The 20,570-nt window shown below is 39.2% G+C and carries 20 protein-coding genes and 1 tRNA gene; 11 read left to right on the forward strand and 10 right to left on the reverse strand.

Translation table 11 applies throughout. The annotated features are described in order from the left end of the window. Positions 1–248 precede the first annotated feature (248 nt). The 4 genes from MURRU_RS04390 (at position 249) to MURRU_RS04405 (ending at position 6,491) form a co-directional block, all read left to right on the forward strand. Positions 249–3,422: a SusC/RagA family TonB-linked outer membrane protein gene (locus MURRU_RS04390; protein ID WP_014032215.1), complete on the forward strand. Its 3,174-nt coding sequence runs from the start codon at positions 249–251 to the stop codon at positions 3,420–3,422. Positions 3,423–3,434: 12 nt separating this feature from the next. Next, complete coding sequence (locus MURRU_RS04395) at positions 3,435–4,862, forward strand: SusD/RagB family nutrient-binding outer membrane lipoprotein (protein ID WP_014032216.1); 1,428 nt, start codon at positions 3,435–3,437, stop codon at positions 4,860–4,862. Between the two features lie 26 nt (positions 4,863–4,888). Then, complete coding sequence (locus tag MURRU_RS04400) at positions 4,889–5,731, forward strand: hypothetical protein (protein WP_014032217.1); 843 nt, start codon at positions 4,889–4,891, stop codon at positions 5,729–5,731. A gap of 199 nt (positions 5,732–5,930) precedes the next feature. Next, entirely contained in the window at positions 5,931–6,491 is a 561-nt protein-coding gene (locus tag MURRU_RS04405; protein ID WP_014032218.1) for a hypothetical protein, read from the forward strand. 63 nt (positions 6,492–6,554) lie between these two features. On the opposite strand, the gene MURRU_RS04410 is transcribed toward MURRU_RS04405, so the two are convergent. The 7 genes from MURRU_RS04410 to MURRU_RS04440 all read right to left on the reverse strand — a co-directional run bounded on the left by MURRU_RS04410 (position 6,555) and on the right by MURRU_RS04440 (position 14,324). After that, the gene (locus tag MURRU_RS04410) at positions 6,555–8,675 is read right to left on the reverse strand and encodes a peptidylprolyl isomerase (protein ID WP_014032219.1); all 2,121 of its coding nucleotides are present in this window, start codon (positions 8,673–8,675) and stop codon (positions 6,555–6,557) included. Positions 8,676–8,759: 84 nt separating this feature from the next. Next, a complete protein-coding gene (locus tag MURRU_RS04415) occupies positions 8,760–9,989 on the reverse strand; it encodes a hemolysin family protein (RefSeq protein WP_470207091.1) in 1,230 nt (409 codons plus the stop codon). Positions 9,990–10,051: 62 nt separating this feature from the next. Further along, positions 10,052–10,255 carry a hypothetical protein gene (locus MURRU_RS04420; RefSeq protein WP_014032221.1) on the reverse strand — a complete coding sequence of 68 codons (204 nt, stop codon included), beginning with the start codon at positions 10,253–10,255 and terminating at the stop codon, positions 10,052–10,054. Between the two features lies 1 nt (position 10,256). Then, positions 10,257–10,856: an LPS export ABC transporter periplasmic protein LptC gene (gene lptC / locus MURRU_RS04425; RefSeq protein ID WP_014032222.1), complete on the reverse strand. Its 600-nt coding sequence runs from the start codon at positions 10,854–10,856 to the stop codon at positions 10,257–10,259. Continuing rightward, positions 10,856–12,226: a hypothetical protein gene (locus tag MURRU_RS04430; RefSeq protein ID WP_014032223.1), complete on the reverse strand. Its 1,371-nt coding sequence runs from the start codon at positions 12,224–12,226 to the stop codon at positions 10,856–10,858. Before MURRU_RS04430 ends, lptC begins: the two co-directional genes overlap by 1 nt. 103 nt (positions 12,227–12,329) lie before the next feature. Further along, complete coding sequence (locus MURRU_RS04435; RefSeq protein WP_014032224.1) at positions 12,330–13,595, reverse strand: BamG family beta-barrel-assembly machinery protein; 1,266 nt, start codon at positions 13,593–13,595, stop codon at positions 12,330–12,332. Next, complete coding sequence (locus tag MURRU_RS04440; RefSeq protein ID WP_014032225.1) at positions 13,596–14,324, reverse strand: type III pantothenate kinase; 729 nt, start codon at positions 14,322–14,324, stop codon at positions 13,596–13,598. Between the two features lie 102 nt (positions 14,325–14,426). Between MURRU_RS04440 and MURRU_RS04445 the strand changes: the two genes are divergently transcribed. From MURRU_RS04445 to MURRU_RS04455, 3 genes are all read left to right on the forward strand, one after another. Then, positions 14,427–14,499: transfer RNA gene (locus MURRU_RS04445), tRNA-Phe, on the forward strand. Positions 14,500–15,010: 511 nt separating this feature from the next. Continuing rightward, on the forward strand, positions 15,011–15,592 hold the full coding sequence (locus tag MURRU_RS04450; protein WP_014032226.1) for a Panacea domain-containing protein: 582 nt from the start codon (positions 15,011–15,013) through the stop codon (positions 15,590–15,592). Continuing rightward, entirely contained in the window at positions 15,582–16,028 is a 447-nt protein-coding gene (locus MURRU_RS04455) for a hypothetical protein (protein WP_014032227.1), read from the forward strand. Before MURRU_RS04450 ends, MURRU_RS04455 begins: the two co-directional genes overlap by 11 nt. Positions 16,029–16,326: 298 nt before the next feature. Here the strand turns inward: MURRU_RS04455 and MURRU_RS17305 are convergent, their stop codons facing one another. Both MURRU_RS17305 and MURRU_RS04465 read right to left on the reverse strand, forming a co-directional pair. Next, positions 16,327–17,037: a toll/interleukin-1 receptor domain-containing protein gene (locus MURRU_RS17305; protein ID WP_014032228.1), complete on the reverse strand. Its 711-nt coding sequence runs from the start codon at positions 17,035–17,037 to the stop codon at positions 16,327–16,329. Between the two features lie 124 nt (positions 17,038–17,161). Then, positions 17,162–17,401 carry a helix-turn-helix domain-containing protein gene (locus MURRU_RS04465; RefSeq protein WP_014032229.1) on the reverse strand — a complete coding sequence of 80 codons (240 nt, stop codon included), beginning with the start codon at positions 17,399–17,401 and terminating at the stop codon, positions 17,162–17,164. A 97-nt stretch (positions 17,402–17,498) separates the two neighbouring features. Here MURRU_RS04465 and MURRU_RS17755 point away from each other — a divergent pair, with 97 nt between their 5' ends. Further along, the gene (locus MURRU_RS17755) at positions 17,499–17,957 is read left to right on the forward strand and encodes a hypothetical protein (RefSeq protein ID WP_014032230.1); all 459 of its coding nucleotides are present in this window, start codon (positions 17,499–17,501) and stop codon (positions 17,955–17,957) included. Between the two features lie 38 nt (positions 17,958–17,995). Here the strand turns inward: MURRU_RS17755 and MURRU_RS04475 are convergent, their stop codons facing one another. Further along, positions 17,996–19,033, reverse strand: a complete 1,038-nt coding sequence (locus MURRU_RS04475) for a helix-turn-helix domain-containing protein (RefSeq protein ID WP_014032231.1) — start codon at positions 19,031–19,033, stop codon at positions 17,996–17,998. A 213-nt stretch (positions 19,034–19,246) separates the two neighbouring features. Between MURRU_RS04475 and MURRU_RS04480 the strand changes: the two genes are divergently transcribed. From MURRU_RS04480 to MURRU_RS04490, 3 genes are all read left to right on the forward strand, one after another. After that, positions 19,247–19,942 carry an SOS response-associated peptidase gene (locus MURRU_RS04480; RefSeq protein WP_014032232.1) on the forward strand — a complete coding sequence of 232 codons (696 nt, stop codon included), beginning with the start codon at positions 19,247–19,249 and terminating at the stop codon, positions 19,940–19,942. A 169-nt stretch (positions 19,943–20,111) separates the two neighbouring features. Further along, the gene (locus MURRU_RS17595) at positions 20,112–20,273 is read left to right on the forward strand and encodes a DUF1328 family protein (RefSeq protein WP_014032233.1); all 162 of its coding nucleotides are present in this window, start codon (positions 20,112–20,114) and stop codon (positions 20,271–20,273) included. Between the two features lie 43 nt (positions 20,274–20,316). Then, positions 20,317–20,559 carry a hypothetical protein gene (locus MURRU_RS04490; protein ID WP_014032234.1) on the forward strand — a complete coding sequence of 81 codons (243 nt, stop codon included), beginning with the start codon at positions 20,317–20,319 and terminating at the stop codon, positions 20,557–20,559. Positions 20,560–20,570: the final 11 nt, after the last annotated feature.

Raw genomic sequence — 20,570 nt, forward strand, 5'->3', positions numbered from 1 at the left:
TAAAAACCTCCAACTGTTAATGTTAATCTTCTTCGGCAAATGCGTAAAGGTTAATAAGCGCTTACAATCTACGCTGCCACTTTCATTTTTTTTGTGCTGCAATCCACAAGGTGGAGGCTCTAAGTCTTACTTCTTACCGAATTTTTAGTTTTCATTGTTTCGGAAGATTTTTTGAATTAGCCTACAAACAAGATTTACCCTCCCCTTGCTTGGATGCAATAACTAACTCTAAATTAATTTTTATGATAATGAAAAATTATTGGATGATGCTAGTGTTGTTTTTCTGTGTTCTCACAGCAGCACTTGCACAAGAAAAGAATGTTTCCGGTACAGTTACCGACCAAGATGGCCTACCGCTTCCGGGCGTATCTATTATGGCCGTTGGTACATCAAATGGCACACAAACCGATTTTGATGGAAACTATTCCATTACTGCGAGTACTGGACAAGTACTTCGTTTTAGCTACATCGGCCAAAAAACCGTGGAAAGAACCATAGGTGCTTCTTCCACCATCAATGTACAAATGGAAGAAGATGCCCAGGCCTTGGAAGAGGTGGTTGTTACGGCGTTGGGGATTGCTAGGGAGGAGAAAGCACTTGGATATGCTTCCCAACAACTTGATACCGAAAAGATAGCGGATGTTCCTACTACCAATGTGGTCAATGCACTAAGTGGTAAGGTTTCTGGGGTAAACATCACTCAATCTTCGGGTGACATCGGTGCTTCCTCTCGTATAACCATTCGCGGTATTTCCACCATTTTTGGAAACTCTCAACCATTGATTGTAGTCGATGGAGCTGTTATTGACAACAACACTTATACGGGAGGTAACTCAGGCACGGACGTTCCCAATGGTCTCGCCGACATTAATCCTCAAGATATTGAAACCATCAATGTGTTAAAAGGAGGGGCCGCCACAGCACTTTATGGAATGAGGGGCACCAATGGCGTTGTAGTCGTCACGACCAAATCAGGTAAAAAAGGAAAAGCTTTAGGTATAAATATTCATAGTTCAGTAACATTTTCAAAGCCCTACATTTTTCCTGATTACCAAAACAAATATGGACAGGGACATAGTTCAACATATTTTGAATTTGTTGATGGTTTTGGATATGACCAAGGAGCCAATGGAGGTGATGGGGGCACCGATGAAAGTTGGGGGCCTGCATTAGATTCTGGTTTTGAGTTTATCCAGTATTCATCAATCATACAGAACCCCAACAATCCACAACCTAAACCTTGGGTTTCCAATCCTGACAGCGTTATCGACGATTTCTATGAAACAGGTATGATGACCGACAATACCGTATCTCTTTCAGGAGGTTCCGAGAATGCCTCTTATAGGTTGTCTTTAGGTTTAGTAGATGGCACTGGCATCATATACAATACTGATCTTAGAAAATATAATATTTCTGGTAGTGTTGACTTTGACTTGAGTGATAAATGGTCAGCTGGTTTTAGCGCTAGGTATATCAAAAGCACTTCTGAAAACCGTAATGCAGTTGGTTATGGGGAAGTCGACAATCAAATAGGACAATTAGTTTGGGGAGCACGTCAAGTGGATTGGTCTGAATTAAAGGATTGGAGAAACCTGCCCATGATAGAGACCAATGTTCCCAATAGACCAACACCTTTAAACTGGAACTTGAGATATAACAACAACCCATTTTGGGCCTTGGATAACAATCTACATCCTTGGGAAAGAAACAGATGGATTGGAACAGCAAAAGTCGCATACCATTTTACAGAAGGGCTAACCCTTAATATGACCACGGGAATTGACTTGTTCAATGATATAAGAGAAACTCAACGCTTGTTTGGTACTGTTGACTTCAGAAATGGATACTATCAAATAACCGAAAGAAACAGGTACGAGGTAAATAGTCAAGCGTTGTTATCCTATAACACTGCACTTGACACAAAAGAAAAACTCAAACTATCAATGAGTTTGGGAAGCAGTGTAATGTTAAACAACTACAGGTTGTTTAGAGGTACTGCTGAAAATCTGGTGATTGACAAATTATTCAATCTTTCGAATTCGGCCGCCCCACCAGAACTTATAGACGACAGTGAAGTCCAAAAAATAAACAGTGTTTTTGGCACAACAGACATAAGCTATAACGATTATTTATTTTTAAGCTTTACTGGACGTAACGATTGGGCCAGTGTTCTACCCATTAAAAACAACAGTATTTTTTATCCTTCGGCATCCTTGAGTTCCTTGGTGCATAGCATGGGTAACTTTAACCCTTCCGGTATATCTTTCTTGAAACTAAGGGGGTCATGGGCACAAACTGGAAGTGCGGGCCCTCTGAACCCATACAGCGTAAGCCCTACTTATGGCTTATCGGCAAACCCGCTAAATGGTCAAACACCAACAGCCTTCCTGCCTAACACTCTATGGAATCCAAACATTACTGCTCAAACAGAAACAGCTATAGAAGCTGGTATAGATGCACGTTTTTTCAACAATAGACTTCGGTTGGATGTTACCTATTATGACAAGAAAAATGAAGATGTCATCATGCCCTTGTCTATTTCCAGTTCATCAGGATATTCAAGTGTATGGAAAAATGCAGCGACAATTACAAATAAAGGTATAGAAGTAGTTTTCGGCGCAGACATAATACAGAATTCTAATGATGGCTTTAATTTAGGTATAGACATAAACTACGCTAAAAACGACAACTTGGTAACCGATATTGAGGGTGAGGGCGTTATAAATCTAGACTATGGAAATATTTGGAATGTCTATACCCAAGCAAGAAATGACAAACCCATTGGTACCATTTACGGGCCCTCATTCGAAAGAGCACCCAATGGAGATATTTTATATAGTGATGGTCTACCAGTTCAAGGAGACTCCAAAGTATTAGGAAATTCACAGCCCGATTGGGTTGGGGGTCTAGGGATAAACGCTTCCTTTAAAGGCTTTAGACTGCGTACTCTTTTTGATATGAAGTATGGTGGTGAAGTTTACTCACAAACCAATACATGGGGCATGCTTTCCGGTGTTTTGGAAGAAACCCTTGTAGGTAGAGAGACTGGTGTTATAGGACAAGGTAGTATGGAAGACGGAAATGGCAACTATGTACCCAACAATGTGGTAGTAAATGCCCAAAACTACTACAGTACCGCTTTCAGTCAGAATATTGCAGAATCTTCTGTTTTCGATGCTTCTTTCGTAAAATGGAGAGAATTGTCCTTAAGTTATGCGCTTCCTTCCAGACTGTTCAAAAATATGGCGGTACAATCTATAGACATTGGAGTGACCGCAAGAAACTTAGCATTATTATACAGAAAAGCACCACATATTGATCCAGAAACAGCATTTGGTGTAAATGTGGGACAACAAGGTTTGGAGTATGCTCAAACCCCTTCTGCACGTACCATTGGTATGACTCTTAATGTAAAATTCTAATTTAAAAAGACCATGAAAAATATATATAATTCTTTCGCTTTTCTTTTCACCCTAAGTCTTGGGTTAGCTCTTATAGGTTGTGATAGAGATTTCGAGGAAATCAATACAGATCCAGACGAGCCCACTGTGATTTCGGTAGATTTACAACTGGGCTTCATAGAGAGAGCTCTTATCAATGAACTTTATGATATTTTTACCGCTGGCGAATGCGCTTCAACTTGGCCTCAGCATATTTCCAAACCCATATATAATGATGCCGATAGATATTTTCCAAGACTAGGGGCCATTAACACTTTTTGGAACACACTCTACTTGAATGTAATTTCCGAAGCAGATGAAATGTACCTTTTGGCAGAAGAAGCAAACAACCAAGCGGTTCAAGGTACCGCCTTGACCCTAAAAGCCATTGCACTTCAAACCCTGACTGATGCATTCGGTAATATTCCGGCTAGTGAAGCGAATTTAGCAACCGATGGAAATTACAATCCTAAATATGATACCCAACAAGAGGTTTACACCCAAATATTTGAACTACTGGATGAGGCTATTGCCAAATTTAAATCTGGTGAAGGGGCTATCAACTCTGATCAGGATTTAATTTATGGAGGAGATGTATCTAAGTGGGTGAAATTTGCAACTTCAGTTAAATTCAGAGCCTTAATGAGGGTCTCTGAAACATCTCTTTTCAGTACAGCCGAATTACAATCTTTAATAGACTCCGGGGATTTGATTACAAATTCGTCCGACAATGCCTTTATCCAATTTTCCAGTATAACAGCACCCAACATAAATCCACATTATGGTACAGTCTTAAATGGGCGCGAAGCAGAATGGTGCATGGGAGAGGCTTTGGTTGATTTTATGTTGGCAGAAAATGACCCTCGCTTGGCAGTTTATGCCAATCCAAATGATGCCAATGAATATAGAGGTAAACCGGCAGGGTATATCAATCCCGGACTAAATGGTTATGGAGCTGGAACGGTTTCAGAAATCGGTGATGCATTCATGGCTGCGGATGCACCTTTGTACTTCATCACTGCTGCTCAAGTAAACCTTTTACTTGCTGAAGTTGCAGAAGTACATGGTATGGGTGGTGATCCAGAAGCGTATTTTAATGCTGGAGTTGCCGCTTCATTGGAACAAAATGGTTTAGATCCAGCAAGTTATACTCCCGCATACAATGGGTATCAATCAATTGCTGAACAATTATGGGTGGGAACTTTTTTACAAGGATATGAGACATGGGCCGAATGGAGAAGATCTGACATTCCTTCAAACCTAACTTTGGCGGTAGACCCTCAACCAGGCGTAAACAGTATTCCTACGAGATACACTTACACTAACGATGAAGTAGCGTTGAACGGATCCAATGTCAGCGAAGCAGTTGCAGATCAAGGAAGCGATGCCCTTACCACCAAGGTTTGGTGGGATGTAAACTAATCATTTAAACTTAAAGACAAAATATTATGAAACGTATAAAACTTTTATGGTTAGCTCTTATACTTGTTAGTATATTATCTGGGTGTGACTCAGAAGAAGAAGCTCAAGTATTACAAGAAAGAGATACTGCTGGTGTTCTTATAGACATTAGTGGATCGGGAAGCGTACAAGGAATTCCATTAACCCCTGAGAATTTGGAAAACTCCATAGTAGACTTTAGTGTAAATACTATTGAAATGAACGTGGAGAAAGTTTCTGGTATTGAAACAGATATATCCAAGTTCGAAATTGTCAAGCGATTTAATGGCGGAGCTGAAATAAGTGTGGGCTCATTTGAATCGGTTCCATTTACTTTCAGTTTAACATCATTAAATGAATTTATAGAAGAAACAGGAGTTTCTGCCGAAGAATTAAGGATAGGAGACGTATTTACCTTTACTGTTAAAGTTCATCAAAATGATGGCGATGTTTACCAATATTCTAATCAAAGTTTTAATTTGACAGTAAATTGTTTTGCCGATTTATCTGGCGCGTACACGGTTAGCAACTCCGTTTGTGGAGCTGGGTCCACTGGTACCATTCCAACAATTAACATATCTCAAACACCAGATGGAAATTGGTATTTAGAAACAGCTGATGGAGGGTTACTGCAATATTGTACCAGCAACACTGCTTTGGTGAACGATGGTACCATATCTGTAGTTTGCGGCGAAGTGTTGCCAACAAGTAACCTAGCTTTTTGTCCTGATTATGGGATCGGTTGTATTACAGGAGGCACTTGGGACCAAGAAAACGGTATCTTGGAACTTAAACTCAATGATGATTTTTTTGAAAATGGTGAATATACCGCCACGTATATAAGACAGTAAAAATAATTGATAAATTAATGAAGAGGGGCTTAATATTAAGCCCCTCTTTCGTTTCACATATCTATTTATCACTCTCTAAAGGGTATCCATCCATCCAAACCGGCCATCCATCAATTGGTGCCCAAAAATTCCATCCATTACATATAAGTTTGAACATATTCATCAAACTATTTGCAAAATGTTACAAAGTAATAAAAGGATGTCTAGAAATTTCCTGGTGGGAACCCTTCTTCTCTTTGTCCATGTCACATTTGGCCAAGATAGCCTTGAGGCCTCCCATAGACTGGACAACTTTTTATATAAAAGTTGCACCACTAACTATAATTTGGTTACTTCAGAGTCGGTTAAAAATATCCTGAAATATAATGTGTTCTACATCACTCAAGAGACCAAAAATATCTATGGTGAAAAAGAAAAGCAGGTCAATGAGTTTATCGTTATCGACAATGGAGAGCAAGTAAAACGATTTGAGCGCATTAAAACCAGTACCGACTTGCCTGAACTTACTAGTTATATTAGGGATGATTTTTTTTTGAACAAAGAATCCGCCCCGTATTTTCAAGTACTTTTAGATTACATATACCCTATTGCAGAATGGAAACCGGACAAAAGAGAGTTCTTTTTTAAAAATGGCAAATGGTATTTTCTCCGTGATGCCTATTTCCGCACCAAACAAGGTTTTGAAATCACAGTTGATTCCAAAGGAAAAATCACCCATATCTGCTATAAGATGAAATGGGATGAACCTGAAAGCAAATAATAATGCTCCAATAAAAAGCGCCTCCCGTTCAGGAGGCGTTTTATTATCTCATATCGCTAAATCCTAGTAGAATGTAGCTCTTTTATCTTCTATCTCTGCTTTGTCCTTCAAAGCATTGTAAACCGCACCATTGACCCTTGCAGCTGCACTTGTCTGCAAATTTTGAGCGTAGGTGCTATAGTTTTCTACATCTGGAGCTTCGGTTTTGTTGGTAACCTTGATCATGTACACCCCTGTGTTTCCTTTAATCAAATCGGAAGTCTGGTCTTTATCCATGGCAAACGCTGTTCCAACCACTAAAGGCTCCCTACCTGCTCCCGGCAAGGTTGGCGACGACAATGTTACTGCAGAGGCTGTGCTTTGACTTACATTATTGTCCGAAGCGATGGCATCCATGGCTTTTCCTTTGTTTGCTGCTATGATTTGTTTTGCCTTAAGCTCTTTTCTAATAGCTGGCAATGCTGTTGCTGAGGCATCTTCGGGGGCCATAAGTCCTTTTTTGTACTTTTTGGTCAACTGTACCACGGCATAGCCGTTGTTTACGTTAAATCGTTTAATATCCCCTACACTGGTGTCTTCGTTAAAAGCCCACTGTACAATGCTTCGTTGTGAACCAAGACCCGGAAGATTCTCTTCCATCTCCTTGATTTTGTTTACGGGTCTAACTGTGTAGCTGCTTTCTTTGGCAATATCCCCAAAGTTTTCTGGTTCTGCATCCATAACGGCCATTTCGTACTTGGTCGCATCGGTGAACAAGGTATTGATGGTCGTTTCTGATGGTTCAATTTCTCTTGCCAAGGTAGCTACCTGAACCACATCTTGTTTGTCGTCAACTTTAATTATGTGGTATCCAAATTGCGTTTCTACCAAACCAACTGTTCCCGTTGGATTTCCAAAACAAAAATCGTTGAACCCATCTGCCATTACCCCTTCTTGAAAATACCCAAGGTCTCCTCCACGTGGTGCGGAAGGGCCGTCTGAATTATCCCGCGCCAAAGCAGTGAAAATCACATCTTCTTTTCTGGCCTCGGCCAATAATCTTTTTGCCTCTGCCTCTGCCTCCTCTTTGGTTCTTGTAATAGATGGGTTGGCACGCTCAGCTCCTTCCCAGGTTATAAGGATATGACTTGCCTTTACGGTTCCATTTTCTTTTCTGTCCATTACTTTGGACACTTTATAAGAATCCCCATCCTTGTATGGTCCATATACTTCTCCAACACTCATCGCCATCAATGTATCGGCCACTACAGAAGGAAGGTCCTTTTTAGCTTTGTATATGGTATCAAGTTTGGTGTCAGAATATCTGTCCAGAAACGCGGCCATGTTTTTGGTATTTCTAAAACCAAGAATGGTATCGTTGGCATCCGTTGCCTCTGAATATTCAACAGAATCATCCATCAAAGCGGTAATCTCTTCTTTTACATTGTTCTCATCTTCTGCAGATGGTTTTTCCTCAAAATACACAAATCGGATATCACGGGCTTTGTCTTGTTCAAACAATGCTTTGTGGTCGTTGATGTACGCTTCGATATCACCTTTGGAAATTTTGATTGTACTATCAGCAATGGAAGTGTAAGGAATGCGAACGTATTGCAAATCCACCTTATCGTTGGCCATGTTATAGTTCATCTCTCCTTCGGTAAGGGTAGCAGTAACCCCTCCTTTTACCAAGTTGAAGTACATACGCTCCTTGGCCGCTTGTATAATGGATGCCTCATCTTGCAACCAGGCATCGTAACGCAAAGGGTCGTTTGCTTTCCAATCGGCAATGGCACTTTTAAAGACTTGTTCGTTAAATACTCCGTTCTCGTCTTGAAAATCTGGAATTTGGGCATAACCCGAAGTTCTCACAAATTCAATGATCTGGTCGCTTTCCACATCAATTCCCAATTCTTCGAACTGTTGGTTCAAAATGGTCTTTCTTACTTCTTGATCGTATACCATGTTCACCAACTGGGTTGAAGTAACACTGGGTCCATATCTTCTGGAAGCTGTTTCAACCTGAGCTCTAAACTCGTTGATGGGAATATTTTCTCCATTCACCTCTGCAACCGTGGAGCCTACTTTTCCACCAGAAAAATTGTCGCTGCTGAATACTCCCGATATTACGAATGCGAACAACGCCAAACCAATAATCAGAATAAGAACTGTTGTTCGTTTTCTAATATTCTCTAATATTGCCATTTTACTGCTTGTTTTCTTTAAATTCAGTGGGCGAAAATACCACTTTCTTTTCAAATAGGAAAGCCAAAAAAGGGACGGAAATTATTAATCTTCAGTATGAACGCGCACACTTACCAAATCTATTTTGGTAGTAGATACCTCCAAAATCTTGAAGGTGAAGTTGCCGACGGTCACTTCTGAATCCTGTTCGGGAATTTCACCCGTCTTATTTACGATCAATCCACCCAAGGTTTCATATTCTTCTCCTTCGGGTAGCTCCAATTTATAGTTTTCGTTAATGTAATCCACCTCCATACGGGCCGAAAACTTATACTCGGTCTCACTTATTTGTTCTTCATAAAGATCGGTGGAATCGTGTTCGTCTTCAATCTCCCCAAAAAGTTCCTCTATAATGTCCTCTACGGTCAAAATACCCGAGGTACCTCCGTATTCGTCCAATACAACGGCCATACTTTTACGTTTTTTGGTCAGTACATTTAATATATCCTGAATAAGCATGGTCTCAGGAACAAATTCAACGGGAAGCAATATACTTTTTATGGTCTTGGGCTTTTTGAACAGCTCGTAGGAGTGCACATAACCGATTATTTCGTCAATACTGTCTTTATAAATCAGAATTTTTGAATAACCGGTTTCAGAAAATAGTTTGGCAAGGTTTTTTGGTGTCTCGCTGATTTCTACCGCGGTAATCTCGGTACGGGGCACCATTACTTCCCTCGCTTTTACGGTTGAAAACTCCAATGCATTCTGAAAAATCTGTATTTCGGAATCTACATCATCCTCTTCCTCAACGGTTTCCATTTGCTCATTGATATAATCCCCCAATTCCAGTTTGGTGAAGGACAGTTGTACCTCATCACCCTCGGTTTTGAAAAACACCCTCAAGATAAAATCGGATACTTTGATTACAAACCAAGATATAACAGAGAACAAGAGGTAAAAAAAATAGGCGGGTACTGCAAAAACCTTAATCAGGGCATTGGAATATATCTGAAAAAACACCTTGGGCAAAAATTCCGCTGTCAACAAAATCAACAAGGTTGAAATGACCGTTTGGGAAAGCAAACTGAAATCTGATAACAGGGCATTTAAGAACTGATAATTTGTCGGCAACAAGTTTTGAAACCAGTCCATAAGTACATCTCCCATAAAAAGTCCGTATACAACCAGTGCAATGTTATTGCCTATGAGCATGGTGGCAATAAATTTTGAAGGTTTATCGGTAAGCAGGGTAAGCACCTTGGCCAAGAAACCTTCTTGCTTTTTCTCTATTTCAATATGAATTTTGTTGGCTGAAACGAAGGCAATCTCCATTCCTGAGAAAAATGCTGAAAACAGCAGGGAAAGAACTATAATAATAAGGGAGGAATCCAATGTTATTGTTGATTATCCTTTTTTCGTTGTTCAAAGCGTTTGCGATATCTTCTTCTGAAAATGAACATAGCAATGGAAACCACCGCAAAGAAGATAAATATGTAGGTATCCTTTGGATTTACGCTCCAAAGTGTAACAATCTTATAAATGGAAATGACCGCTACGGCCAAGTATAGGTATTCTGTGTATCGTAAAATTTTGATCATCCTATTCTTCTTTAATCGTCATTAATCCGTAGGTCTTGTGGGCCTTGAAAAAAGTGAAATCCTTATTAAAATCCATTCCTTCGCCGTCCATTACGGTTCCATCTTCAGGATTGGTGTATTTAAATGCGGCTTCGGTAAAAATCCAATTGTTCTTTCTATCAAAGTACAACTGGTCTGTCTCCAGTTTTTTTCCATCATGGCTTTCTATTACCACATTTCCTTGCAAATCTATCAAATTGGTCTGTGAATATACAATACCATAATCGGCTACAATAACACTTTTTTGGTTTTTTTCATCGTAAAAATCAACCTGAAGTCCTTTTGGGAAGGTACGGAATTTAAACCTTTGATTGTCAAAATCTTCGGACAATGGGCTTCTAAGCACGGCCACTACCCTCGAACTGGCAGAGTCTTGGGTGCTCATGGCCTCTACCGTCTCCGTATAGGTCAAAGTAAAATTTTGTGCCACACCTTGTGGAAACAAAGGTTTAACGGCTTCCTCGCCCACCCTTTGGTAATCGTCACCACATGACATAAAAAGGATTGCCACGGTAAAAACCGTGGCAAAGCTCTTTAAAATATGTCCTGATGTTTGTTTCACTACAGATTAGGTACCGTAACACTACCTCCTACCCAACAGCTGAAAGAAATGCTTTGACCCGCTTTTCCTGAGCTGAAGATCATCTCTTTGGACGGTGCCTTGGCAGCATAACTGGCCGCTGTTTGATTGGCACGGCTACTTAGAGCAGGGTCTACCCTACCGGCTTTTCTGGCCATATCGGCAGCTTTCCAATAAATTGCTCTCTTTTCGAACGGTGTACTACCACAAGCGTTTGCACTGGATGCGTAAAGATTGGCAATCAACAAATATGCTTTACCATTCGCCGGATTTGCATCGATAGCCTTAAGTGCATAGCTTCTTGCTTGTGATTTGCTACTGTTTCTAACAGTTGTTGCAATTTTATAAAGGATATCAGATTTTTTATATGAATCCGTTTCCAACCCTACTGCTTTGTTAAAGTCAGCAAGGGCACCGTTCATATCTCCAGATTTTTGTTTTAGCACCCCACCGTACATGTATGCATCTGCGGATGGGTCCAAAGCCAATTGGGCCTCGAACAATTTTCTGAACATTGGGTCGTCGGTACATTCTTTAGAGAACATTCTTCCTACGGCACGTTTTACCCACTTAACATCATCTTTCTTTTCATCAAAGCTTTTTTCGTACAATGGAATAAGGTTGTCACAGTCGGCAAGTGCTCCCAATTTGGAATCCACACTGCTTGCCACTTTACCAAAAGACTCAGAGTTTACTGTAGCAACTCTAAGGGCTCTTTTCTCTTTAGAGGTCAATGTACCCAAAGAATCTTTAGGAAGAAGTTTGGTTACCACATCGGTCAATTCCTTGTTTTCCTCTTCTATTTTTCCAGTAACATCATCATAAGTATTGAATACATCCTGAAGATCTTTTTTACCAGCACCATGCAAATCTACAAGGCTAGAGAAATATAGGTACAAAGCTCTTGGGTTCTTGAAATTAGCTTGATCTTCTTGGAAACCTTTGTCCAACATATTGAACAACTCTTCGTCCGAAGCCATTTTGTTCTCGTACAACAACAATGCCTTGTCTATCGCCACACCGGCTTTACTGTATTTTGTTGGGAAATATTTTAGGCTATTATCGTACAAGTCCAACAAATCTTGAATGTAACCATCTTTTTCAGCTCCTGTTGAACTCTCAACTTTGGCCTTCAAAATTCTTTCTCCATAGGAGAAATTGGCTTTGTTAATATCCGGACAGCTTTCGTAAACCATTTTCCATGGTTCATAAGCTGCATCATAATTTTTAACCTTTACGTGTTCTGCATAAATCGATAGATTGGTCATACACTCGGGGTTCTGTGCTTGTGCCATACTTAATCCCGTCAACATGGTGACCATTATCATTGTTAAGTAGTGTCTCTTTTTCATCTTACTAGTTTTAAAGCTGTTAAAGTACAAATTTTCATTAAAAAATCCTTTTACAGGACCTTTTATGGGTGGTTATTTATCAAATTTTCAAAAAAATGGCCTATCAATTTATTTTTCTCTGCTGAAACCATCTATCGTTTAACGATAAGCCTATATTGATTTTGAAATAACTTTCTTCAATTAAGTTTTGGTCGGTGGTTCCACGTCTTCCCAATTCAAAACCTACATTAAGATTGGAAAAGTTTGCTCCTACCGGTAATCCTAATCCAAAAGTTATGCCAAAGTTGTTTATTTCTTTGTTGTTCACTGTCATACCACTTACATCATACCTTAATCCGGCACGATAGGTGACTCTTTTAAAATATCCTGAAAGCGAACGGTAATCGGGCACCCAATATCCTCCAAATGCATAAGTGCTGGCATCGTTATATGTTACGTTGTCCAAACCTAGGAACGTATTGTCAAAATCGCTCATCTGTTGAAAACTGTACTCCGCTCCTAAAAACCATTTTTTATTCTCCCCAAAACCAAGCCCTACGGTTGTCCGCGTGGGTATCTTTAATTCGGTGTTCCGAAGGTTGGACGCATCGAGGTTTACATCCACTACCTCTACGTTATTTCCGTTTGAAAGTGAAAAGGACCCAAGCGTTTGTGTGTTTTTGGATACCAAATTACCTTGGGTGTTTACCAAAACTGAGGTGTAAAGTGTGTATTTATCTTTTATTGTAGGTGTATAGTTTAAGGCATATTTAAAATCGTAACCGTTTATTTTAGACTCACGATTGTCCAAGGTTCCGAACTGTACTCCTTCCACACTCTGGATTCTTTCGTATTCCAAAGTTCCAAAATTGAAGTTGGCGGTAACTCCTAAACTAAGATTTTTGATGGGCTCAAACCCAATGGAGGCATACAATCTGTTAAGCCCTCCTTCTCCAGTAAAAAAATTGACCACTTCCGCACCTTGACTGTTTTCGGAGGAGGAATTTAAACTGTAGCCAACAGAGGAATAAGGCATTAGACCAAAACCGAAACCTACATTTTTTGCCAAAGGAAAACCAATGGAAAGGTAATCCAAATTGGTAACGGAGGTGTTCTGTTCTTCGTTCCAACTCTTAAGCCGGTATTCTTTATGGGACAATCCTGCTGTATATGCAGTTAACCTAAGCTTGGAGTATGCCGCTGGATTGGATAGATTTATATGGATGCTGTCCCCATACATACTTATACCGCCCATCATTTGGTTGTCCACGGACCCGTTGTCCCGGTGGTCGCCGATTCCAAAATAAGAATATGGCGAAATAGTTCCATTTTGTGCGAACAAGCCATGGGCAGTCACGCAGAAAAAAGCGATCAGAATTTTTTTAATCATTCAATTTGTATTGTATTCCAGCAAGCAGTTTAGCCCCTCCAAGAGAAATTTGGAGTTCGCAAATATGGTGTTTTTTAGCCTTTTGGCAAAAAAATGGGAGTCTCCGCCTGTTAAAATAACTGTTAAATCTTGAAAACGAGATTGATATTGCGCAATAACCCCATCCACTTCTTGGGTGACACCATTGATTACACCGCTGTGCATGCAGGATTCCGTTGAGTTGCCTATAAAATCCAACAATTCGTCCGGACCAAGCAATGGCAGTCCAGCGGTTTGGTTGTGCATGGCATTGTACCGCATCCTAACACCGGGCGAAATAGCCCCTCCAACGTATTCCCCGGCATTGTTCACCATATCGTAGGTGATACAGGTACCGGCATCTATCACTAAAGTATTTCCGCGCGGATTTTGGTAATATGCCGCAGCGGCCAAGGCCAAGCGGTCTACTCCCAAGGTGTTTGGGGTGGCATAACTGTTCTTAAAAGGGACTTTGGAATTATTGGTAAGCACATGCACCTTGCAAAAAAGGGCCACGACATCTCTTTCCTTTCTGTCCAATTTACCTACGGACGATAGTATGGCTTTGTTAATACTCGGGTATTTTTCGAACAACTCCTTTATTATTGACAAGAACAGACGGGAGGCCGAGGTTTGGTCATAGATTAACTTTCTGTTCTGGAAAACAGCATATTTAACGAGGGTGTTGCCGATGTCGATAACCAAATTCATATGGCAAAGATCGGGAATTGGAAAAAATCAGAACCTTTTTTTCGGGTTTTTGTTTGTATATCCTATTTTTGAAATTATATTTGCACCCGCTTAATAAAGCTTGGTACCTTAGCTCAGTTGGTAGAGCAACGGACTGAAAATCCGTGTGTCCCTGGTTCGATTCCTGGAGGTACCACAAAAAACCCGGCAAAATTGCCGGGTTTTTTGTTTATTGTCTTTCGCAACCGTGCTTTTTAACGAGCAAGCTAAGTGAAGTAAATTCCGCACCACCACAAGGTGCAATCTTATGGGAGCGAGAGAGTAGAAAGGGCGCCGAGTTGATAGTGCCATTAAATGACCTTAAGACCATATAGGGAGATAAAGAGCCTTTGGGGAATCCACGAAAAGAGTATGCAACAATATTTTGAACCTTTTGGTACAACTTAGGTTTGATGTTGAGGTCAAAATGGGAAAGTATCATTCTTACTGGATATTCAGTGCAAAGGATTTTTCAAAGTAGCATAGCCAAAGATTTTTGGGGATTAATACGCATACATGTACAGATGCCAATTACTAATCAAATTGAGTTCAATTTTTAGTGGTCAATTTTGAAGATAGGGGTAATCCTGTCCTAATTTTTATATCTTTGACATACTTTTTTCATCTATTTTACGTATATTTTATAGATGGGATATACAACCAATCATATGGCCTATTCTAAATCCGAAATAGAGAAAATCGGTAATACCCTAGTTTATCTTTGTAAGAATATAGGAGAACCTGTTTCTAAAACCAAAATCATTAAACTTCTTTATTTTATTGAAGAGTTTTCAATGAAAAAGTTTGGCAAACCATTTCTTGGATTGGAGTGGGAAGTATGGCATTTAGGGCCGGTCGCAGAAGACATATACGCTGAAATCAATGATCCATTTATGTTATCGGATTTTATTGAAATCACATCAATGAATGGTTATGATGGAAATTTTGTGTGCGCCAAAAATGAATTCAATGATGATGAATTTTCAGATTCGGAGATTGAATTGCTAAACACACTTATTGCCAAATTGGGCAATATGACCGCAAATGAACTTATTGAGTTCTCTCACAAGCCTCATACACTTTGGTATAAATTATCTAAAGAGAATAATCTTCTTGACAGTTTTCACAACAGGACCAAGACAACAACTGATATAAAAATTGACTTATCAAATCTTCTGCCTGAAGGCAAGAAGGATATCTATTTTAATTACCTAGAGCAAAAGGACATAAAAAGGCTCTATGGCAATTAATCCTTTTACGGTTTTATACTTTCCGACTTTTTATTTTAAAAAAGGAGGTTCAAAACCTAAATATTTCATTCCAATATATATAGAAAACAATAAATTGGTTGTTGCAAGTTTGCCGACCTCGCAGGATTTCATTCCCGATGATATAAAAGTTTCTGGTTGTATGGAATACCCCGAAAGGTGTATTAGTTGTTACCTTTTTCCCAATGGCAAAGAGCTTTGCGATGATACAGGTTTTTCCTTTCCGCTGGACACCTTTATTTATCTTGACGAAATCGATGATTATGACTTGAAAACATTTGAATCCGTTTATCCTGTCGAGGGAATCGATTATCATATTTTAGGAAGCATCAAACCAATTATTAAAGAAGAACTTTTGAACTGTATAAAAAATAGTTCAAGAGTGAAGCGAAAAATCAAAAAACTCATTTTCCCCTAGTAACCATTTCAGTTATAATCTTTGTTCACACATACGGAACTTTACAACACTGAATCTAAGAAATCACCGCCAATTGATTATTGTAGTTTTTTCGCCTCTTTTACATTAAAGAAAATGTTAGTGTAAATATCTTCGTTATTATACAATAACCAAAGTGGAATTGTAATTTCATAATCTTTCGGGGCGGGACTTTTGTTTTGGAAACAAAACTGAATCGAATTGTATTCTGGGCTTAAAATCGGTCTTTTTCCTACTGTTCAAGGGCTTGTGCAATGGTTAACGTTGTTACCACACGTTTTTAATCAGTTTTAGTTAAGAAAGTATAGATGTCATTTGCAATTCCATTTATATCTTTTAGTTCACTGTTTAATGCAACTTTATCTGCTAAAGAAGGGCTGAAGTTTTGCACTTCTTCCTTTGTTACGTTATGCCAGATTGGTAAAATTACCTTTAAACCATTCATTTCTCTATTTACAAATCCGTTTAGCTCGTATTGTGTCCAATTTCGATTAAAAAATGATTTAGATAAAATTATAATTCCATATCTAGAATTAATTAAACCTTTATCAATTGATTTTCTTAAACTATCTCCTAATTTCAGTTCAAATTCATCATACCATACTCTAATCCCTAATTGCTGAAGTTCAATTACCAACGGTCTTACAAAACTATCTTTATCCTCAGAAGAGTGTGAAATAAAAACATCATATTCTAAGGATTTTTCAACATTTGTTATATTGAGACTGCTATAAGTATAATCAACTCTTATTTGGTAATTCAGTTTAGCTTTTTCTCCAATAAATTTGATTAATGCTACTCTTAATAATTTCAGATAATGTTCCTCAATCCATTCGTGAAAAAATTTACTTGGAACTTGAATAGTCAGAGTGTCATTTTCCAATTTAATCGGTATAACTGGTTCGAACCAAGTTTTATAAGCTTGAGGCTGTAAATTGTCTTTAATGAAAATCAGACATTCTTTCCATGCAGATTCAGCGGTTTTATTCATTCATTATGATTTTGAGTATGCTTGCGTTCAAATGAGTGGTAACTTGTTTATATAAAGATAAAATACATCTGTATACACCCAAAATAGGAATAAAACCGATGATCGGCCAAATTGATTTTATAAATCAATCCCTAAACTCAAAAAGCTGTGCAATATCAATATTCAATGCCTTGGCAAGTAATTTCAAGTTGGATATGGTAGTATTCACTTCGCCGTTTTCAATGCGCCACACTTGATTTTTGGATAATCCGGCAATGGCCTCCAATTTGGTTTGCGATAAATTCCGCTCTTCACGTAAAGCCCTGAGATTCATTCCAAAATCTCGTATAAATAATTTCTCTTCACGGCTTAATTTATTTCGCATGCTCCAAGTTGCACTATATATAGAAATAAATCTTCCCTATATATAGTGTTAATATCAAAAAATATCTTATCTTTAATTGCCTTCTTAACCTATTCCAATGTTAAAAAATCCAACTCCAAGCCCCATTCAAACCATTAAAAACTTCCTCCACCAAAATTCCCATACCCAACTGCACATTACCTTTGCAGCGCTGGAAATCACAAACCACCAAAACGGGCAATTCCTTAACCGGGTGCAACGGCAGCAGAGCCGTATCATCCTCCAAAAATTGCCACAAACAGGTGTGGCCAAAATAAACGTGCTGGACAATATGGTCTTCCGCTTTTCCTTTCAATTCCGCATTCCTGATGCAGCAGCGGAGTTCCATAACTTGAAAATGCTCTCCCTGCCCCGCCCCTTGGATCACGGTAAGCTGTACGTGGATAAAGAAAAACTGCGGCTATCCTTTAGGATAGATGCCCCAGACCCGTTACTTCGCGTAGAGATAACCCATGTTTATCAAAGCATCCTTAGTCTTGAACAATTTTGCACACCGCTGTGTGGGCAAACCCAATAATTTGCCGTTTTTTTGCTTTTAGCCCTTTCAGGTTTATATCAATCTACTACCTGAGCGCTTTTTTTACTGTTCTTGAATTCACTTGGACTTATACCATATTTCTCCTTGAAGATTTTGGAAAAATAACTCCTACTGGTAAATCCAATGGAATATACCACCTCGGAAATGTTCATTTCGGTGGTTGTAATGTAATCGCGGGCCAGTTCCAGCCTTGCATGCCTTATATATTCCGTTACCGTTTTATTGTACAACAACTTAAACCCTTCTTGGAGCTTTGCTTGCGTTAGTCCAGTCTCGGCGGAAATATCTTCCAACGAAAAATCCTTGGCGATGTTCTTTTCTATTTTTTTTGCATAGCTTCGAATCGTCTTCAGCTCCCTTTTCAATAAGCTGGTTTGAGGCCTTTTGTTCATCATCTCTTTGTTATGCTGCATCATGTGCATGGATAGTATTTGATAAACATAGCCCTCGATCATCATAATACGGATCATTCCCTTAGCCTTGACTTTTTTTATAGCGGACATCACCTCGGCTATTTTCAAATTATAAGAACCGTAGTAAGCAAACACTTTTTCCTGGTCGGTGTCCAAAAATACTTTGTACAATTGTTTGTTGAGTTCCTCTCCCTGGTTTAATCTTTTGCGCAAGAACGGCTTTCTACGCACCTGTATCACGGTCTGGGAAACCTTCACATCTTTGGGAAAATACCTGTCCGTAATTCCTCCATCACGATTGGTCAAGATAACGGACTGGAACTGCTCCATGATCTTTATCTCGTCCTCCGGCTGGTACCCGAACTTATGTCCGCAATAACCTTCCAAACAATAATAAAAATTGATGGGGTTAAAATTTGAAGTGTCCACCTCAATCAATACCTCATCAAAAAAAATAATGTCCAGTTCCAATAAACTTACCCCCCAATCGAAGGTGATGAAACGGATACTCCCCTTTGCCTTATCATTGGAAACACTCAAAGTGTACTGCCCCCATCTTTCCTCTATTTCCCCTCCAATCACATTTTTGATTTGCCCAACCGATTCGGCGGTGTCTTGGGCGGCAACTTTGATTTTTATCATTGGGATATATACTGCTGTTTATTTCAAATTAGGTCTTAATCCCATAAAGATAGGCTTTGTGGCGGTTTGTACAACTATTCACCTTCACCTTTAAAATAGTTTTAACCTGTTGTGCATTTTGATAAAATTTATGGAAAGCATCACAATTAAATTTGTTTGAGTCAACCTTTTTGCCAACTTAATGCTTATTTGGAGATAAGATTCCAGATAATTATGATTTACAAACTTTCAAATGAAGCAGGGAGAGAAGAGATAGAAAAAGAGTTTGGAATCCCGTTCAGATATCCAAATTTATACCTGCCAAACCCCATTATCAATGGCTTTCATGAAACCAACCTATGTGTGGTGACCATGGAAAACCCAAACAAAATATCGTTTGCCATTTGGGGACTTATGCCCCAAGACTTTAAAGAAGACTGGCAAATTTTTCAGGACAAGACCAATACATTGAACGTGCAGATGGATGAGCTGCAAAGCGTTGGCTGGATGCAGGATTCCTATAAAAAGAGGCGCTGTTTGATCATTGCAACAGGCTTTTACACCCATCTTTTGGAAAATGGCAATACCTGTAGCTACTATATTTATAAGCCATCCGAAAAACCCTTTTACTTAGCAGGCACATACAACAGGCTAAACGATGGTTTTTTGTGCACTGCATTAACGGTAGGCAAAACGGACCCATTCGTTTCCAGCTATCACAACATTAGCAACCGCGCCCCTGTTATTCTCCCCAAAGAACAGGCCTCCGATTGGCTTAGCAAAGATTCCGACGCAAAAAGGTTGGAAGAAATTATCCAAAATCCCAAAAAGGTAAAATTGAAGGCCAAACGCCTGTCCAACGAATTTTTTCTGAAAAATTTGAGCTCAAACACCCAATTGGGGCCATTATTTGTTGGGCTGCAACATTAAAAACGCACCCACAACCTTCTAAAAACAAGATTTTTACACCAAAAAACGTGAAATGCTTCTTTTGAGTCAATATAAACATGAAAAGCGATAAATTCTGGACCACAACTAAGCTATATTTGTAATGTACTGATTAACAGTTAATCAGGCATTAACTAAAAACACTACTATTATGTTACGATGGACAGTCACCTTTATAATATTGGCCATTATTGCCGGTATATTCGGATTTGGTGGAATTGCTGCAGGAGCAGCAAGTATAGCTAAAATCCTTTTCTTCATATTTATTGTATTGTTTATTATTTCGTTGATAACAGGAAGAAAAAAATTATAGAAGCACACTAATTAAAAATCATTAACCTAAAATCAGAGAACCCATGAGAAAGTCAATAAGTTTATTTACAATGCTAATTGCAATGGCACTTACCTTGAGTATGACCAGTTGCAGAGAAACAAAAGAAGATAAAGCCGAAGAGGCTATTGAAGATGTGAAAGACGGAGTCGAGGATGCTGCCGATGATGTGGAAGATGCCGCAGATGATGTTGGGGACGACATTGAGGATGCTGCCGATGACGTGGAAGATGAAGTCGAAGATGCCACAGACGACAGTCCCCAATAATTTTCACACTA

The sequence above is a fragment of the Allomuricauda ruestringensis DSM 13258 genome (assembly GCF_000224085.1).
Lineage (GTDB): Bacteria > Bacteroidota > Bacteroidia > Flavobacteriales > Flavobacteriaceae > Flagellimonas > Flagellimonas ruestringensis.

Coding starts and splice junctions, on each gene's coding strand:
- MURRU_RS04390 (WP_014032215.1), top strand. CDS start 249: ATGAAAAATTATTGGATGATGCTAGTGTTGTTTTTCTGTGTTCTCACA.
- MURRU_RS04395 (WP_014032216.1), top strand. CDS start 3,435: ATGAAAAATATATATAATTCTTTCGCTTTTCTTTTCACCCTAAGTCTT.
- MURRU_RS04400 (WP_014032217.1), top strand. CDS start 4,889: ATGAAACGTATAAAACTTTTATGGTTAGCTCTTATACTTGTTAGTATA.
- MURRU_RS04405 (WP_014032218.1), top strand. CDS start 5,931: ATGTCTAGAAATTTCCTGGTGGGAACCCTTCTTCTCTTTGTCCATGTC.
- MURRU_RS04410 (WP_014032219.1), bottom strand. CDS start 8,675: ATGGCAATATTAGAGAATATTAGAAAACGAACAACAGTTCTTATTCTG.
- MURRU_RS04415 (WP_470207091.1), bottom strand. CDS start 9,989: ATGGAGATTGCCTTCGTTTCAGCCAACAAAATTCATATTGAAATAGAG.
- MURRU_RS04420 (WP_014032221.1), bottom strand. CDS start 10,255: ATGATCAAAATTTTACGATACACAGAATACCTATACTTGGCCGTAGCG.
- MURRU_RS04430 (WP_014032223.1), bottom strand. CDS start 12,226: ATGAAAAAGAGACACTACTTAACAATGATAATGGTCACCATGTTGACG.
- MURRU_RS04435 (WP_014032224.1), bottom strand. CDS start 13,595: ATGATTAAAAAAATTCTGATCGCTTTTTTCTGCGTGACTGCCCATGGC.
- MURRU_RS04440 (WP_014032225.1), bottom strand. CDS start 14,324: ATGAATTTGGTTATCGACATCGGCAACACCCTCGTTAAATATGCTGTT.
- MURRU_RS04450 (WP_014032226.1), top strand. CDS start 15,011: ATGGCCTATTCTAAATCCGAAATAGAGAAAATCGGTAATACCCTAGTT.
- MURRU_RS04455 (WP_014032227.1), top strand. CDS start 15,582: ATGGCAATTAATCCTTTTACGGTTTTATACTTTCCGACTTTTTATTTT.
- MURRU_RS17305 (WP_014032228.1), bottom strand. CDS start 17,037: ATGAATAAAACCGCTGAATCTGCATGGAAAGAATGTCTGATTTTCATT.
- MURRU_RS04465 (WP_014032229.1), bottom strand. CDS start 17,401: ATGCGAAATAAATTAAGCCGTGAAGAGAAATTATTTATACGAGATTTT.
- MURRU_RS17755 (WP_014032230.1), top strand. CDS start 17,499: ATGTTAAAAAATCCAACTCCAAGCCCCATTCAAACCATTAAAAACTTC.
- MURRU_RS04475 (WP_014032231.1), bottom strand. CDS start 19,033: ATGATAAAAATCAAAGTTGCCGCCCAAGACACCGCCGAATCGGTTGGG.
- MURRU_RS04480 (WP_014032232.1), top strand. CDS start 19,247: ATGATTTACAAACTTTCAAATGAAGCAGGGAGAGAAGAGATAGAAAAA.
- MURRU_RS17595 (WP_014032233.1), top strand. CDS start 20,112: ATGTTACGATGGACAGTCACCTTTATAATATTGGCCATTATTGCCGGT.
- MURRU_RS04490 (WP_014032234.1), top strand. CDS start 20,317: ATGAGAAAGTCAATAAGTTTATTTACAATGCTAATTGCAATGGCACTT.